Origin of the sequence: Halorubrum sp. T3, assembly GCF_000296615.1 — an archaeon.
In the GTDB taxonomy this organism is placed as follows: Archaea; Halobacteriota; Halobacteria; order Halobacteriales; family Haloferacaceae; genus Halorubrum; species Halorubrum ruber.
Genome location: NZ_JH815329.1, coordinates 468,688 through 483,323, shown reverse-complemented (window position 1 = coordinate 483,323; position 14,636 = coordinate 468,688). Strand labels below are relative to the sequence as shown.

General features: G+C 70.1%; 12 protein-coding genes. 7 read left to right on the top strand and 5 right to left on the bottom strand.

The genetic code is table 11. The features are described from left to right. Positions 1 to 29: 29 nt before the first annotated feature. Positions 30 to 1,970, bottom strand: a complete 1,941-nt coding sequence (locus B378_RS0104555; RefSeq protein ID WP_017342635.1) for an ABC transporter substrate-binding protein — start codon at positions 1,968 to 1,970, stop codon at positions 30 to 32. Positions 1,971 to 2,252: 282 nt separating this feature from the next. Next, positions 2,253 to 3,311, bottom strand: a complete 1,059-nt coding sequence (gene aglJ, locus B378_RS0104550) for an S-layer glycoprotein N-glycosyltransferase AglJ (protein ID WP_017342634.1) — start codon at positions 3,309 to 3,311, stop codon at positions 2,253 to 2,255. Positions 3,312 to 3,416: 105 nt separating this feature from the next. On the opposite strand from aglJ, the gene B378_RS0104545 reads away from it, so the two are divergent. Then, complete coding sequence (locus tag B378_RS0104545; protein WP_017342633.1) at positions 3,417 to 3,797, top strand: hypothetical protein; 381 nt, start codon at positions 3,417 to 3,419, stop codon at positions 3,795 to 3,797. 27 nt (positions 3,798 to 3,824) lie between these two features. Here the strand turns inward: B378_RS0104545 and B378_RS0104540 are convergent, their stop codons facing one another. Then, a complete protein-coding gene (locus tag B378_RS0104540; RefSeq protein WP_017342632.1) occupies positions 3,825 to 4,184 on the bottom strand; it encodes a response regulator in 360 nt (119 codons plus the stop codon). A gap of 194 nt (positions 4,185 to 4,378) precedes the next feature. Here B378_RS0104540 and B378_RS0104535 point away from each other — a divergent pair, with 194 nt between their 5' ends. From B378_RS0104535 to B378_RS0104510, 6 genes are all read left to right on the top strand, one after another. Next, positions 4,379 to 5,410, top strand: a complete 1,032-nt coding sequence (locus B378_RS0104535; protein WP_017342631.1) for a phosphate uptake regulator PhoU — start codon at positions 4,379 to 4,381, stop codon at positions 5,408 to 5,410. A gap of 176 nt (positions 5,411 to 5,586) precedes the next feature. Beyond that, positions 5,587 to 5,769 carry a hypothetical protein gene (locus B378_RS0104530; protein ID WP_004598401.1) on the top strand — a complete coding sequence of 61 codons (183 nt, stop codon included), beginning with the start codon at positions 5,587 to 5,589 and terminating at the stop codon, positions 5,767 to 5,769. 81 nt (positions 5,770 to 5,850) lie between these two features. Beyond that, the gene (locus B378_RS0104525) at positions 5,851 to 6,078 is read left to right on the top strand and encodes a hypothetical protein (protein ID WP_004598402.1); all 228 of its coding nucleotides are present in this window, start codon (positions 5,851 to 5,853) and stop codon (positions 6,076 to 6,078) included. 122 nt (positions 6,079 to 6,200) lie between these two features. Next, positions 6,201 to 6,632 carry a CoxG family protein gene (locus B378_RS0104520; protein WP_017342630.1) on the top strand — a complete coding sequence of 144 codons (432 nt, stop codon included), beginning with the start codon at positions 6,201 to 6,203 and terminating at the stop codon, positions 6,630 to 6,632. Further along, positions 6,629 to 7,435 (top strand): carbon-nitrogen family hydrolase, encoded by an 807-nt coding sequence (locus tag B378_RS0104515; protein ID WP_017342629.1) that lies wholly within the window; start codon positions 6,629 to 6,631, stop codon positions 7,433 to 7,435. The genes B378_RS0104520 and B378_RS0104515 overlap by 4 nt, the downstream gene beginning before the upstream one ends. A 663-nt stretch (positions 7,436 to 8,098) precedes the next feature. Further along, a complete protein-coding gene (locus tag B378_RS0104510) occupies positions 8,099 to 9,100 on the top strand; it encodes a presenilin family intramembrane aspartyl protease PSH (RefSeq protein WP_017342628.1) in 1,002 nt (333 codons plus the stop codon). 995 nt (positions 9,101 to 10,095) lie between these two features. Here the strand turns inward: B378_RS0104510 and B378_RS0104505 are convergent. Further along, a complete protein-coding gene (locus B378_RS0104505; RefSeq protein WP_017342627.1) occupies positions 10,096 to 10,605 on the bottom strand; it encodes a PUA domain-containing protein in 510 nt (169 codons plus the stop codon). Between the two features lie 92 nt (positions 10,606 to 10,697). Next, positions 10,698 to 14,567: a tetratricopeptide repeat protein gene (locus B378_RS0104500; RefSeq protein ID WP_020480112.1), complete on the bottom strand. Its 3,870-nt coding sequence runs from the start codon at positions 14,565 to 14,567 to the stop codon at positions 10,698 to 10,700. Positions 14,568 to 14,636 lie beyond the last annotated feature (69 nt).

Below are 14,636 nucleotides of genomic sequence, written 5' to 3'. Positions count from 1 at the left end.
TAGATGCCGTGTGGTGAAGACGAGTCGTCCTACTCGTATCTCCACGCCGCAAAGTTCCAGCCGTTCGAGAAGTTCTCGATCGGCCCTTCGAGTCCCTCGCGGTAGCCGATCGTGCTGTCGGGGAACGCGAGCATGATGTACGGCTGCTCCTCAGCGAGGTTGGCGAACAGCTCGACGAGCGCGTCCGCCAGCTCCTCCTGTGAGGTTGCCTCTTGTGCTTGGTCGAACAGCGACTGCGCGTCGAACCCGGGGTAGTAGCCGACCGGATTGTAGAACGCCGTCGCTCCGTCGAAGAAGGCGCTGTTGGTGAGCGGGTTCCGCGGGTACGTGTTCAGTCCGAACACGACCGACATGTCCCACGCCTGGTTGCTCGTGACGTTGCGCGGACCGGGGTTGGTGGCGCTGGGCGCCGTCCACTCGACCTCCTCGCCGTTCACGGTGTCGACGAGTTCCTCCGGCACCTCGGTGATCTCGCCCTCGTCGTTCCGCTCCGGCGTGGGGAATTCGCTCGTGGTCCAGTACTCGTTGTTGAACCGGGTGCCGTCGATGGCCTCGACGCTCACCTCGATTCCGAGGTTCTCGCCGAGCTCCTGTGCGATGAACTCGGCCATCAGCTGTTCCGTGTCTTGGCCCGCGCTGTGGTAGATGTCGAGCTGAATTTGGTCCCCGTCCGGGTTGACCATCGTCTCGCCGTCGAAGCTGTAGTCGTACTCCGACTCCTCGAACGCCTCTTCCGCCAGTCCGCGAGCCACTTCGCTCCCGTAGCTGTCGCCGACGCCGAACTTCGGAATGTCGTCTTCCGGCGGGTAGAACTCGCTGAACCGCGGCTGCCACGTGAAGTGCGTCTCCGCGAAGTCACGGAACACGCCCTGGATTAGCCTCTCTTTGTCGATCGCGGCCGCCATGGCCTGCCGGAACGGGGTGTGCCGGAACATGTTCCCCGGGCCGGTGTTCCACCCGTTGTCTCGCATGTTGATCGAGATCTTCTCGTTGTAGGGCTGCGGGACCTGGTTGACGTAGATCTCGTCGTTGTTCTGGTACGACTCGACCTGCTCCGGCGGAATCGCGGCCGAATCGACCTCGCCCGTCTCCAGGGCGCCGAGCCTGGACGCCTCCTCTTGGATCACTCGGATCTCCGACTCCTCGAAGTACGGCGCGTCGTCGAACACGTCCGGGAGGTCGTCGGCGTCCTGGAGGTAGTAGTCCTCGTTCCGGCTGTACCGGGTCCCGGCGTCCCGCTCCCACTCGTCGAGCACGTACGGACCGAGGTTCCCGGCGAACTGAAGCTCGAGGAGCTCCTCGTCCTCCTGAAGGCCCTCTCTGTCTTCCTCTTCGACGTACGGTTCGAGGAGCTCCTGCGGGATCGGATACAGGAGCGGGTCGAAGCTCTCGGGCCAGAGGAGCGACGGGTTCGCCAGCGTCGCCTGGAACTCGTACTCGCCGGTCTCCTCGACGGTAACGCCCTGCCAGCTCGTGGTCGCGGCCGAGTTCGCCCAACTGCTCTGGTGGATCTCCTGAATCAGGTAGACGAAGTCGCTCGCGGTCACCTCCCCGTACGGGTCGCTGAACTCCAGCCCTTCGCGGATCTCGAACGTCCACACCTCGCCGTCCTCGGTGGACATGTCGTAGAGGAGCGGGACGTACTCGTTGTTCTCGTCGAAGGTGTACCCTAGGTCGAGCGTCCGAGCGATCGCGTCGCCGGCGCCGTTCTCGGTGTTGTATATCGGGTTGAGCGTGCTGAACGAGGCGGAGGTCGCCGTCGAGTACACGTCCTGTTGGGTGTTCGTGTCGGAGCCGTCACCCCCGTCACTACCGTCACTGTCGGTGCCGTCGCCACCGTCACCGCCGTCGCCGCCGTTGCCCGAACAGCCCGCGAGTGTGACAGCGCCCGTGAGGCCGAGCGCAGCGAGCCATTGCCGCCGGTTAACCTGCCGGGGATCTTCACGGTCCTTAATGCTTCGCCGTGGCATACCATGTACTACGAGTGGATGTATAAAAAACTTCAGACTTCGGAACAGTTGTCGGGGACGATCATCTTACATCTGTTTTGATAATTGGCTGATTCGAAGGGAAAACCGGACCACCGCCGCATATTTCATCGCGTATCGGAGAGTTTGACGCGGGTGGAGGAGTGAGATTTAATTCGATTGACTGCTCTCGCCTCGCGCGCGCAAGTAGCCGACGCTTCCCGGAGAGTTTCCGGAGACAACGGTGCGGTGCCGGCCGTTCCCGACCCGTCGCGGGAGCGTTCCTCAGTCGCCGCGACCGTCCCGGCCGGCGTCGTCGGCGAGCTCGGAACCAGAAGCCGACCGCGGACGGTTCGCCTCGGTGCTCCCATCGGCCTCAACCGCCGGACCGTCGCCGTCGGCGACCGACGGCCCCTCGGCTGCTTCACCACCGATCACCCGCTCGTACCGCGCGATCTGTTCGCGATGGAGGGAGTGTATCATGTCCGCGAGGAACCCGAACACGAGCAGCTGGATCCCGAGGATCGTCGCGCCGACCGCGCCGACGGCGATGACATTGTGGCTGATACCGAACGCGAGGTACCGGTACAGCACGAACGCCCCCATCCCGAGCCCCGCCGCGGTCGCCGCCGCGCCGGCGCTCCCGAAGTAGAACAGCGGGTTGTTCGTCTTCGCCTTCCGGTACAGCTCCAGGAAGATCACGCCGCCGTCCCGGATCGGGTGGAGGTTCGTCGCGGAGCCGCCGGGTCGCTCCCGATACGTGACCGGGACCACGGCGACCGAGACGCGGTTCTTGACGCACTCGACGGCCATCTCGGTCTCGATCCCGAACCCGTCCGCGGTGAGGTGGAGCCGCAGGAACGACTCGCGGGTGAACGCGCGGTACCCCGAGAGGATGTCGCGGTAGCCCTCGCGGTGGATCGCCCGGAACGCAAGGTTGATCAGGCGGTTCCCGATCCGGTTGAGCCGGGTCATCGCGCCCGGGCGCATGTCCGCGAACCGGTTGCCGATGACGTGGTCGGCCTCGCCCTCGAAGAGGGGGTCGAGCATCGCCGCGGCGTCGTCGGCGTCGTAGGTGGCGTCGGCGTCGGCCATCAACACGTACGGGGCCGCGACGTGGTCCCGGACGGCTTCTCTGACCGCCTGCCCCTTCCCGCGGCCCGACTGCTCGACGACGCGCGCGCCGGCCTCGCGGGCGATCGACCGCGTCTCGTCGGTCGAGCCGCCGTCGATCACCAGGACCTCCTCGAAGCCGGCGTCGCGGAAGTCCGTGACGACGCGTGCGACCGTCTCGGCCTCGTTCATCGTCGGCAACAGGACGCAGACGTCGTCGTGGTCGCTCATCAGGCGAGCGATCACGGGGGAGTCGGTAAACTCTGTCCCTCCCGGTCGCCGGCCGACGCTGCGGCCACCCACACGCTCATGTATGTGAGCATTGATCGTGGTCGTATGTCTCACCCACCGGACGAACGCGCCGACGAACTACTGAGCGCGGCCCGCACGGCGACGGGCGACGAGCTGCGGAGCCTCACGTACTTCACGGAGGCGGACGTCGAGCAGCTGTACCTCCGCAGCGACCTGAGCCGGACCGCCGACTTGGTCGGGTTCGCCGAGAACGAGCGGCAGGGGTTCCACGCGCAGTCGATGTACGCGGACACCCAGCTCGGCGACTACCGGTTCACGGTCCGCGTCTTCGAGAACGGCTACCTCACGCGCGTCATCGCCAACGACCACGGCGTGTGGGTGACGACCGACTCGATGGAGATGGACCGGTTCGAGGAGCTGGCGAGCGCGCTCGCCGCGATCCTCCGGTCGTTCGATCACGCCTGACCACTGGACGTCATTTAAAAGGGCTGCTCACCCGAGATGGCTCTCGAACTCGCCGACCAGCTCGTCGGCGTCGACGGGCTTGGTCACGTACCCGTCGGCGCCCGCCTTCACCGCCTCCATCATCTTCTCCTGCTGGTCGACGCTCGTACACATCACGATCACCGCGTCGGGCCAGCGGTCCTTGATCTCGGCGGTCGCCTCGATCCCGGTCATCTCCGGCATCACGACGTCCATTGACACCGCGTCCGGCTCGTACGCCTCGAAGAGATCGACCGCCTCTGCGCCGTTCTCCGCCTCGTCGACGACCTCGAACCGGTCCGCCAGCGCGTCCCGGACGACGGTCCGCTGGAAGGAGGAGTCGTCGACGACGAGCACCCGCTCGGTCATACTCGTTCTCTCCGCCAGATCGATATAAGCGCGCGGATCGCTCGGCACGACACGGGCTGGGACACGGGGACCGGCGTGGGGGCAACTCGGTGTCGGGGTGTGACCCCCTCGCAACCGTCATCCCTTGTATATTCGATGAAGCATATAATGAACATGGGAACAAGGTTAAGGTGTATCCCGCGATACGGTCGCGTATGGAAACGCGGAAGGTCCAGCGGTTGGGGCCGTCGACGCTGGCGATGACCCTCCCGGCCGAGTGGGCACAGGAACACGGCGTGAACAAGGGCGACGAGGTGTCGCTGCGGATGGGCGGCAAGGGGACGCTCACGGTGCTCCCCGAGTCGGTGAGCACCGAGGAGTCGGAGGCCGTCATCAACGCGGACGGGCTCGACGCGCGCTCGCTCGAACGCGCGATCGTCGCGCAGTACGTGCTGGGGCGGCGCGTGATCCACGTCCGCAGCGAGGGGACGCTCGACAGCGAGCACATCAACGCGGTGTACAAGGCCGAGACCCAGCTGATGGGGCTCGGCGTCATTGAGGAGACCCCGGAGGACATCTCGATCCGCTGTTCGGTCGACCCCGAGGACTTCACCCTCGACAACCTGCTCGAACGCTTGGAGAACACGGGCTCGACGATGCGGGGCGAGGGCGTGAAAGCGCTCGCGCACGGCAACCCCGACCTCGCGCAGCGCGCGCTCAACCGCGAGCGGCAGGCGAACAAGATCTTCGTGCTCCTGCTCCGGCTCATCTTCACCGCCTACCAGAACCCGAACCTCGCGCGCGCGGTCGGCCTCGAAGAGGGGTTCCCCCTGATCGGCTACCGCTCCGTCGCGAAGAACCTCGAACTCACCGCGGACAACGCGGAGGACATCGCCGAGATCGTGATGGAGGCCGACGGGCACACCCTCGACGTCGACAGCGCGACGATGCGGCAGATCCGCGAGTTCACCGACCAGGTGGACGAGCTGACCGCGCTCGCGGTGCGAGCGGTCGTCGAGCGCGACTACGACCTCACCGTCGAGTGCCGCGACCTGTTCTCGCGGCTGGAGGACCGCGAACAGGAGATCCTCGCCGAGCTGCCGGACGACCTGGACAACGAGACGCTACTCATGACCCGAGAAGTGCTCGTCAGCCTCCAGCACACCGCGGAGTACGCCATGCGGAACGCGGAGATCGCGGCGAATCTCGCGCTCAACGAGGCGTCCGACCACGTCGAGATAATCTGACCGCGGCGCATCGCCCGCGCCCCGGCCGTCGCCGGCATGCGCCCCGGCTGTCGGGTGGTTCCTCTCCGCCCCGGCTGTCGGGTGGTTCCTCTCCGCCCCGGCTGTCGCGGGGGTCCCTCCCCGGCCCGTGTCGCGCGGTTCGCATGAACTAAGTGGTCCCCCGCGAAGCGGTTCGTATGAGCGAGGGTTCCATCGAATCGGACAAGGAGGTCGGCGTCGCGCTCGCGCTCGGCGCCATCGCGGTCGTCGGCGCCGTGGTGATGCTAGCGTACCCCGGACAGCTCGGGAAGGCGTGGGGGTTCGCGGGCGCGTTCGTCTTCGCGACGCTCGCCGTCGGCGCGGTCCAGCTGTTCGACTGAGCGACCGATCCGCGGCGCGGACCGGTCGCCCGGTCCGAACGACGAGAAACCGTTAAGGACGTCAGACGCGTAGGTCTGATAATGAGCGAGTACACCGAGGAGGAACAGCGGATCCTCGCGTACCTCACGGACAGCGTCACCCGTGGCGAGCGGTACGTTCGCTCGAAGACGATCGCCGACGCGATCGGGCTCACCGCGAAGCAGGTGGGGTCGCGGCTCCCGCGGCTCGCCGAGAAGTCGGACGACGTCGACATCGAGAAGTGGGGCCGCGCCAAGTCGACCACCTGGCGCGTGACGCCGGACGGCTGAGAGGGGAGGGTCGCGGTCGCGTCCCGACGCGCTCGCCGCGTTCCACGGATCCGTCGACGCGTTCCCCGAACCCGACTCCGTCGACGCGCATTTTTAACCCCCGTCGCCCCAAACGGGATCGTATGACCGTTCGAGTCTCCCGGACGTTCGAGTTCGACGCGCCGCCGGCCGACGTGTGGGCGTTCATCTCGGACGCGGAGCAGCGCGCGGGCGCCATCAGCGTGGTGGACTCCTTCGAGGTTCACGACGACCGGAACGCGACCTGGCACGTCGCGCTCCCGATACCGATGATCCGCTCGACGATCGACGTGGAGACGGAGGAGGTCGAGCGCGACCCCCCGAACCGAGTGAAGTTCGTCGGGAAGTCGCGGGCGTTCCGCGTCACGGGCGAACACGAGATCACGGAGACCGACGACGGCGGCTGCCGGCTCGCCAACGAGTTCGTCGTCGACGGGAACCTCCCCGGCGTCGAGTCCTTCTTCAAGCGCAACTTCGACGCCGAGCTGGACAACTTGGAGGACGCGCTCCGCGCCTCGCTGGCCTCGCCGGCATGAAGCTTGCCGGCGTCCAGCTGGCCGTCGAGGGCGGCGACGTCGAGGGGAACGTCGAGCGCGCGCTCGACCGCGTCCGGGCGGCCGCCGAGGAGGGCGCCGACCTCGTCGTCCTGCCCGAGCTGTTCGATGTCGGCTACTTCGCGTTCGACGCGTACGGCCGCGCCGCGGAGAGTATCGCCGGCGACCGGCTCGCCCGGTTCGCGGCCGCGGCCGACGAGGAGGACGTGGCGGTGCTGGCGGGGACGGTCGTCGAGGACCTGTCGGCGTCGGCCGCCGATGGGCTCGACGTGCCGGCCGAATCGGGGCTCGCCAACGCCGCGGTGCTGTTCGACGCCGACGGCGAGCGCCGCCTCGTCTACCGGAAGCACCACCTGTTCGGCTACGGCTCCGAGGAGACGGACCGGATGGTGCCCGGCGAGCGAACGCCCGTGGTCGAACTCGGGGGCGTCACGGTCGGCGTGACGACCTGCTACGACCTCCGGTTCCCGGAGCAGTTCCGCGCGATGGTCGACGCGGGCGTCGAGTGCGTGCTGGTGCCGAGCGCGTGGCCGTACCCGCGGATCGAACACTGGCGGACGCTCGGCCGCGCGCGCGCCATCGAGAACCTCGCGTACGTCGCCGCAATCAACGGGAGCGGCCGGTTCGGCGACGACGCGCTCTGTGGCCGGAGCGCGGTGTACGACCCGTGGGGCACCGCGCTCGCGTCGGTCGGGGACGAACCGGGCATCGTCACCGCGACCGTTGACCCCGATCGGGTCGCGACGGTCCGGGAAGACTTCCCCGCACTCCGCGACCGCCGCTGAGGGCGTCCGCAGGCGCCCTTCGATCGACTTCAGGTCGAGGACGTTCCGGGTCGCACACGTCCGGATCCCACAGATCCGGATCTCACACATTTATACGCGTGAGGAACATACCGTCTCTTGCCGAAGACCGACGCTTTTCTCGTTGGGATTCGGCGTTAATCGATCCGCGCGCCCGTCCCGACCACAGGGCGGCGTCGCCGACGACAGCCTGGGGGTCCGCTGTCCGGCCGCCGCCCGTCCGCCTCCCGCCGCTTCGCCTTTCGCCCGCCTCCCCTTCCCACTTCCACCCCTTTCCCTCGTTCCCTCGACGCCTAACTTCCTCCTCGCTTCGTCCAGTTGCGTTCCCGTCTCTCCCCGAGTATCTGTACTGATAACTCGGGCGGTAGGTTCTTACGTCGCTCGGAGGAGGAGGTAAACGCCGCGGACGAATCCGGTCGGCCCCATCCCGTTCCGGGCGGGCCGGCCGGCCACTCGCTTCCACCGTCCGTCGTCCGTCGGCTTGGGTTCGGGTCCACCCGCTCCCACACCGAGCCCGAACCCCTTTCTGTACGTGTCTCGCGTCACCGGACAGCGGCGGCCATCGGAGCGTGGGACCGGGGCGCAGCCCGGGGTGCGGCGCCGAAGCGCAAGGACGAAACCCGCGGCCGACGAACCGACGGTCGAATGTTTCCCCGCGAGTACCGCGGCGTCGCCTTCGTCGTCGGGCTGTTCCTGATCGTCCAGGTGGGCGCGCTGGCGCTGGTCCCCGAGTTCGCCGAGAGCGGCTATCAGGCGGTCGAGAACCCCGAGAACCCCGCCAACAGCGTGCTGTACGTCGTCGCCATCGTCGCGATGACCGGGCTGATGCTGGCGGCGTTCCGGTACGACTTCGACTGGGCGATCCGCCTGCTGATCGTCGGCACCTCGGCGTGGCTCTCGTGGTACGTGTTCTCCGCGCTCGTCTCGCCGCTCGCGGCCGCCGTCCCCGCGGTCGCGGTCGCGGTCGGCCTCCTCGTCCACCCCGAGTGGTACGTGATCGACACCGCCGGAGTGTTGATGGGCGCGGGCGCCGCCGGGCTGTTCGGCATCTCGTTCGGCCTGCTGCCCGCGCTACTCCTCCTCGCCGTCCTCGCCGTCTACGACGCGATCTCCGTGTACGGCACCGAACACATGCTGTCGCTCGCGGAGGGCGTGATGGACCTGAACATCCCCGTCGTGTTAGTGATCCCGCTGTCGCTGTCGTACTCGCTGCTCGACGGCGAGTCGGCCAGTGAGGAGGCGTCCGGCGTGGGCGAAGAGCCGACGTCCGACCCCGATTCGGAGGACGAGGCCGACGCGAGTCCCGACGGCGAGGACACCGCCGACCCCGCCGAGGCCGGCGACCGCGACGCCTTCTTCATCGGCCTCGGCGACGCCGTCATCCCGACGGTGCTGATCGCGAGCGCGGCGACGTTCTCGCCGGCGGCCGACCTCGCGGTCCCGCTGCTCGGCGTCAACCTCCCCGCGCTGCTCGCGATGGTCGGGACGCTCGCGGGGCTGCTCGTGCTCATGCGCTGGGTGATTCAGGGCCGGCCGCACGCGGGGCTTCCGCTTTTAAATGGCGGCGCGATCGGCGGCTACCTGATCGGCTCGCTCGCCGCCGGCGTCCCGCTGATCGAGGCGTTGGGGCTCGCAGGGATCTTATAAGTCGTTCGGATGTCCGAGTTCTTCTTTATAAACTGGTGATCGGTGGTGAACACCACCGAAGCCCCAGCCGCGAGGCTGTACGACGATATGGTGTATAAACGGCTCTGTTGAAATCCTATCCTTCGGACATATTATCGACTGAAACAGCCGGTCGATTAGAGCTGCTTCCTGATCGGTAGCGGGAGTGGATATCGCAGATCGCCGTCCGCGATGTCGTATTTAAATAGTCGTGAGCGACAGCGACGGGCACTTATAAATGACAGGCGGTGGCGCGCCCCGGTGAGCGGCCCGGAGGGCCGCGAACCGACGGTGCGAGGGAGTCGCTGGCGGCGGCAGCCGCCAGCGACGAGGCTGGGGAGGTGTGAGGTGCTGTGCGGGGCTGTGCGGGGCGGGACTCAAAGGGGCAGTCGCGAGGGCGAAGCACGCCGCAGCAAGCACCGCAGCGAGGGAGCGACAGCGACCGAGCGAGGAGCACAGCAAGGCGCGCGAGCCGTCGCGACTGGGGCTTTGGAGATCGTCATCCCAGCAGCGCTGATCACTTATAAACAGCCGACAGCAACACCGCTATTCTCTCTATAAATGGTCTTACTCACGACCTACGACACCTACTCCCGAAATCGCTCGTCTCTTCCTCTATACTAACCGCAACGAGGCCAAAATATATCATTTGCTGAGGATTTCGACAGGAGCTTATAAACCACTGATCGCCACGAACTCCCCCGAAGCCCCAGCCGCGAGGCGGCCAGACGTTCGCTGTGCTCCTCGTCGCTCGCGTCGCTCGCTCCTGCGGTGCTTGCGTCACCTCTGGTCGCCTCGCGGCTGCCCCTTCGAGTCCCGCCCAACACAGCACCGCACCTCACACCTCCCCAGCCTCGCGGCTCACGCTTCGCGGCTGCGCCGCTCGCGTTCGCCGCGTCCCTCGCGCGGTGCTGCTCGGCCGCGGGGCGGCCTCGCAGGCACGCGCCACCGCAGAGAAATCACCGCAGAAAAATTCGCTATTCGTCGTCCGCGGAGTTTCCGTCGCGCGTCTTCACGGCGACGCCGGAGCCGAGCTGCTCGGCCTCCGCGCCGGAGAGCTCGGCGCGGCCGACCCCGAAGATGGCGCCGCTCTCGTCGACGACGAGGACCTCGTCGCCGGGGCGGATCCCGTCGTCGGCCGCGGTGACGAACTTCGCGAACGCGTTGCGCCCCTCGCGCACGAACGGCTCGCTCTCCTCGCCGACGACCATCCGGTGTCGCGGCTCGGCGAACGCCTCGGCGATCCGCTTCCCGCCCGCGAGCCCGAGCGTGAACCGGCCGTCGGTGCCGTACGAGACGAGCCGGTCGCCCTCGCTGCTGCCGGGGGTATCGTCGACATCGCCGTCGATCACCTGTCGCGGGCGGCCGCCGCTCGACCGGCGCACGGTGAGCGGAGCGTCCAGCGGGAACAGGGCCTCGCCCGCGCCGGCCCCGAACTGGTAGTCGGCGGCGGTCCGCAGGTCCGCGAGCGTGTCGGCGTCGGTCATGGCCGCGGTTCTCCGCGCGCCCCCAAAGCGATTGCGACACCGACCGGTCGCGGTGCGGCTCACGGCGCTCCCGGGCGCTCGCGACTCGTCGCTCAGCCGAGCGCGGGGTACGCCGCGGCGACGCCGTCGCCGTCGACGCGCCAGCGGTCCGCGATCTTCCGGTACGCCGCAGGCTCCGCGGCCGACTCCGCCGGGACCGCTTCCGGCGGGGCCTCCCGAAGGGCCCCGGTCAGGGCCTCGCAGTCAACCGAGTTCGACCCGGCGGCGCTCCCCGAGAGCAGGTCGGCGAGCCGGTCGGCCGCCGAAGCGGTCGCCCACGCGTCCTCGATCCGGCGGCCCAGATCGAGGGCCGCGGTCAGCCGCTCGGCCGCCGCGAGGGCGTCGCCGCGCTCGGCCGCAGCGGCGCCCAGCGACGCGAGCGCCTGCGCCTCGACCTGTGTGAATCCGCCCGCCCTCGCGGCGTCGACCGCGTCCGTCAGCGCCGTCGCCGCGGTCTCGGCGTCGCCGCGGGCGAGTGCCAACCGTCCCCGGATCCGATCCAGTTCGGCGAGGCGCTTCCGCCCGGCGTGATCGTCGAGCAACGACGCGGTCCGCTGGATCCGCCGCTCCGCCTCGATCGGGTCGCCGCGGTCGACCGCTACCTCGCCGAGGATCGCGGTCACCATCGCGCACCGCGTGTCGGCGCCGAGGCGGTCGAGGCGGTCGAGCGCGGCCGTCAGGAACCGCTCCGCCCGGTCGAGGTCGCCGGCGAGGTGCGCCGCGCTCCCGAGGTGGCTCAGCGCGAACGCCTCGTACATGTCCGAGCCGACCCGCTCGGCGATGGCCCGCGCCTCGGACGCGTGGGCGACCGCCTCGCCGACGGCGCCGCGCTGCTCTGCGACCGCCGCGAGGTTCAAATGCGAGATGGCCTCGCGGTGTTCGTCACCGACCGTCCGGTAGCCGTCGAGCGCGCGCCTCGCCGTGCGCTCGGCCGCGTCGAGGTCGCCGCGCCGCCGCAGCGCGACCGCGAGGTTCGCCCGGACGTTCGCCTCGCCGTGGGTGTCGTCGTAGGCGCGGAAGAGGTCGCCGGCGACCCGGTAGTGGTCGAGGACGGCGTCCGTCCCGTCGAGCCCGTCGAGCGCGTTCCCGACGTCCATCAGCGCCTTCGCCCGCGCGATCGGGTCGCCCGCCCTCGCGGCGATAGCGTACGCCCGCGAGGCGGCCTCGTAGGCCACCTCGTAGTCGCCGTCGAAGTGCGCCGCCTGCGCCCGGCCCCGGACCGCCGCCGCGAGGCCGCCGCGGTCGCCCGCGGTCGCGAACAGCTCCTCGGCCCGCTCGTACCGCTCACGCGCCGCGTCGTACTCGCCGCGCCGCCGCGCCACGTCGCCGTACCCGCGCTGTCGCTCGGCGTCGCCGGCCTCGTCGACCGGGCGCCACGCGTCCAGCGCCGCCGTCGCGCCGTCGAGATCGCCGGCCTCGACGTACATCCGCGCCACCCACTCCGGCGGCCGGTCGCGCAGGTCGTCCGGGCACGCGTCCGGGAGGTCGATCCATGCGTAGCGCACGCGCCCGTACAGCGGCGCGAGGCGGGGGTAACGGCGCCCGACGCCGTACACCGCCCGGACAGTCTCGGCCGCCCACGCGCCCGGGTCGCGCTCGATCCGGGTCACCGTCGGCGCGTCCCCGCCGACTGCGCGGCGGATCCGCGAGCGGCGCGCAGGGTCGTCCGCGAGCGCGAGCACCCGCGAGACGGCCCGCCCCACGCGTCTGGCGACGACCGGCGCCGGTTCCCGTTCGACGAGCCGCTCCAAGAACAGCACCGACCACTCGTCGTGGACCGCGCGGTACTCCCCGTCGCCCGAGCGAACGAGTGCCGTCCCGACGAGGCGGTCGAGCGCGCGGCGAACGCCGTCGACGGTCGGCGACGGGTCGCGGTCCGCCCCCTCGCCGTCGGTCCCCGCTGCCCCGGTCTCCGATCCCGCGCTCCCGTCCGGGCCGTCGACGAGCGCGTACGCGAGCGTGCGGACGTCGCTCACGCCGGCGACGTTGAGGAGGTTCACCAGCACCGCGACGTCCGCGGTCGGCGGCGGGCGGTTCCGGACCTCCCGGACCGCCTCCGCGACCGCCGCCTCCAGTCCGGACTCGGGGCCTGCGTCGTCGCGGCCGGCCGGCGCGTCCCTCGCGTCGGCCTCCGTCCCCGGCGTGCCGCCGGCCCTCTCGCCCGCTTCCCCGTTGCCGGTCGCGCCGTCGCCGGTCGCGCGGACGAGGCGGTGGACGAGCGCGAGCAGTTCGCCGACGCGCTCGTCGTCGGCGCGCCGCACGTCGTCGAGCAGCGCCGCCGGATCGGCCGCCGGCGCGGAGCCCGTACAGTCGGCGACGTGGTCGACGAACCGCTCCACCTCGCGCCCGTCGAGCCGCGGCATCCGCGCGGTCGCCACCTCCCTGCGGTAACGGAGGTCGGCCGGCGACAGCGGAAGTCCGTCGGGGTCGTCGTACGGCTCCTCGCGGGCGTCGAACAGGAAGGACACGTCGTCGCGGTCGGCCAGTTCGCGGGCGACGCCGAACGCCTCCGCAGCCCCCGGATCGACGGCGTCCTCGACGACGACGAGGTGGTGGCCGTCGCCCTCGGTGACGCGCTCGCGGAGCCGCTCCGTCGCCGAAAACGGGTCGCCGCCGTCGCCCGGTCGGTACGTCACCGGGCCGCGTCCCGACCGGTACCACTCGACCGCGACGCTTCGGCAGACGGTGCTCTTCCCGCTGCCCGGCGGGCCGACCAGCGCGTGGTCCGTCCCCTCGGCGAGTCCGTCGACGAGCAGCCCGGCGATCGAGCGTCGGTCGCCGTCGCGCACCGTCGTCCTTTCGAGGACGTATCCCGCGTCGACCTCCGGGAACGACGCCGTGGCCTGGAGCGGTCCGTACGGGTCCGGGTCGCCGGAGAGCCGCTCCTCGTCGACCGCGTGGAACCCCTGTGCCGAGAGCGCGCTCCGACCGCCGCCGCCCGAACCGATCCGCCCGAAGAGCCCGCCCGCGGCGCTCGATCCTCTCCCGTTCGCCCCGTCGTCTCGACCCGATCGGTCGGACGAGTCAGCGCCGCCGTCGCCGGCCGAGCCGTCGGACCCTTCGCTCCCGGCTCGGTCGCCTCCGGTCCGATCGCCCTCGGCTCGGTCGCTCTCGGCTCGGTCGTCCTCCGTGCGCTTCGTCTCGGAGCGATCCATCGCCGCGAGCGCCCCGCCCGCGTCGCGTCCGCGCTCGACCAGCCCGCGCACCTCGGTCTCCGCCCATTCGACCGCCTCCGGTTCGGTCGACGCCGCCGCGCCGTGGAGCGTGCCGTCGTCGTCGAAGGTGAGCAGCAGCGCGGTCCCGCCGGCTGCGACGATCCCCGCGTCGACGGTGTCGACCGCGGCGACCCGGCAGCCGTCCCGGCGCGCGACCGCGCCGAGGTCGTCCGCGAAGCGCTCGGCCGCGTGCCGGTACGCCCGGTCCCCCAGCGCCAGGTCGACGGTCCCGCCCCCGGCGGCCGCGCGGCGGAGCCGCTCCGCGAGCCGGGGGTAGGGGAACGCGGGCAGCGCGGCGGCGACCGCGTCCGCGTCGGCGAGCGCCTCGTCGAGCACCTCTAAGGGTCGGTAGGGGTCCGGGGCCGCGGCGCGGTACGTCTCCGCCTCGCGGAGGACCGCCGGGTCGACGTCGACGTCAGCGCCGAGCGGGTCGAGGACGTCGCCCGCGGCCGCGAGGTCGTCGGCGGTCGTCAGGAACTCGCGGTACTCGGTCGCGAGCAGCCGGCCGGAGAGCGTCGTCCGGTAGCCGTCCGTCTCGCCGGCGACGAGCCCCGCGGCCTCCAGCTCGTCTATCGCGCGGTTCACCGTCGACCGGGAGTGGCCGAGCTCGTCCACGAGCTCGTGCTTGCGCAGCGGTCCCGCGGTGAGCCGTTCGAGGAAGTCGAGGCGACGCTCGACGACGCCCACGAGTTCCGACGGCTCCGTCATACGTCCCCCCGCACCGCCCCCACCGACATAACTGTTTCTTCGGTGACGGCTTCGGCGCGCGGTGACACA

Bases quoted from the DNA above. Each gene is read 5' to 3' on its own strand.
- B378_RS0104540 (WP_017342632.1), bottom strand. From the start codon at position 4,184: ATGACCGAGCGGGTGCTCGTCGTCGACGACTCCTCCTTCCAGCGGACC.
- B378_RS0104535 (WP_017342631.1), top strand. From the start codon at position 4,379: ATGGAAACGCGGAAGGTCCAGCGGTTGGGGCCGTCGACGCTGGCGATG.
- B378_RS0104520 (WP_017342630.1), top strand. From the start codon at position 6,201: ATGACCGTTCGAGTCTCCCGGACGTTCGAGTTCGACGCGCCGCCGGCC.
- B378_RS0104530 (WP_004598401.1), top strand. From the start codon at position 5,587: ATGAGCGAGGGTTCCATCGAATCGGACAAGGAGGTCGGCGTCGCGCTC.
- B378_RS0104510 (WP_017342628.1), top strand. From the start codon at position 8,099: ATGTTTCCCCGCGAGTACCGCGGCGTCGCCTTCGTCGTCGGGCTGTTC.
- B378_RS0104545 (WP_017342633.1), top strand. From the start codon at position 3,417: ATGTCTCACCCACCGGACGAACGCGCCGACGAACTACTGAGCGCGGCC.
- B378_RS0104505 (WP_017342627.1), bottom strand. From the start codon at position 10,605: ATGACCGACGCCGACACGCTCGCGGACCTGCGGACCGCCGCCGACTAC.
- B378_RS0104500 (WP_020480112.1), bottom strand. From the start codon at position 14,567: ATGACGGAGCCGTCGGAACTCGTGGGCGTCGTCGAGCGTCGCCTCGAC.
- aglJ (WP_017342634.1), bottom strand. From the start codon at position 3,311: ATGAGCGACCACGACGACGTCTGCGTCCTGTTGCCGACGATGAACGAG.
- B378_RS0104515 (WP_017342629.1), top strand. From the start codon at position 6,629: ATGAAGCTTGCCGGCGTCCAGCTGGCCGTCGAGGGCGGCGACGTCGAG.
- B378_RS0104555 (WP_017342635.1), bottom strand. From the start codon at position 1,970: ATGCCACGGCGAAGCATTAAGGACCGTGAAGATCCCCGGCAGGTTAAC.
- B378_RS0104525 (WP_004598402.1), top strand. From the start codon at position 5,851: ATGAGCGAGTACACCGAGGAGGAACAGCGGATCCTCGCGTACCTCACG.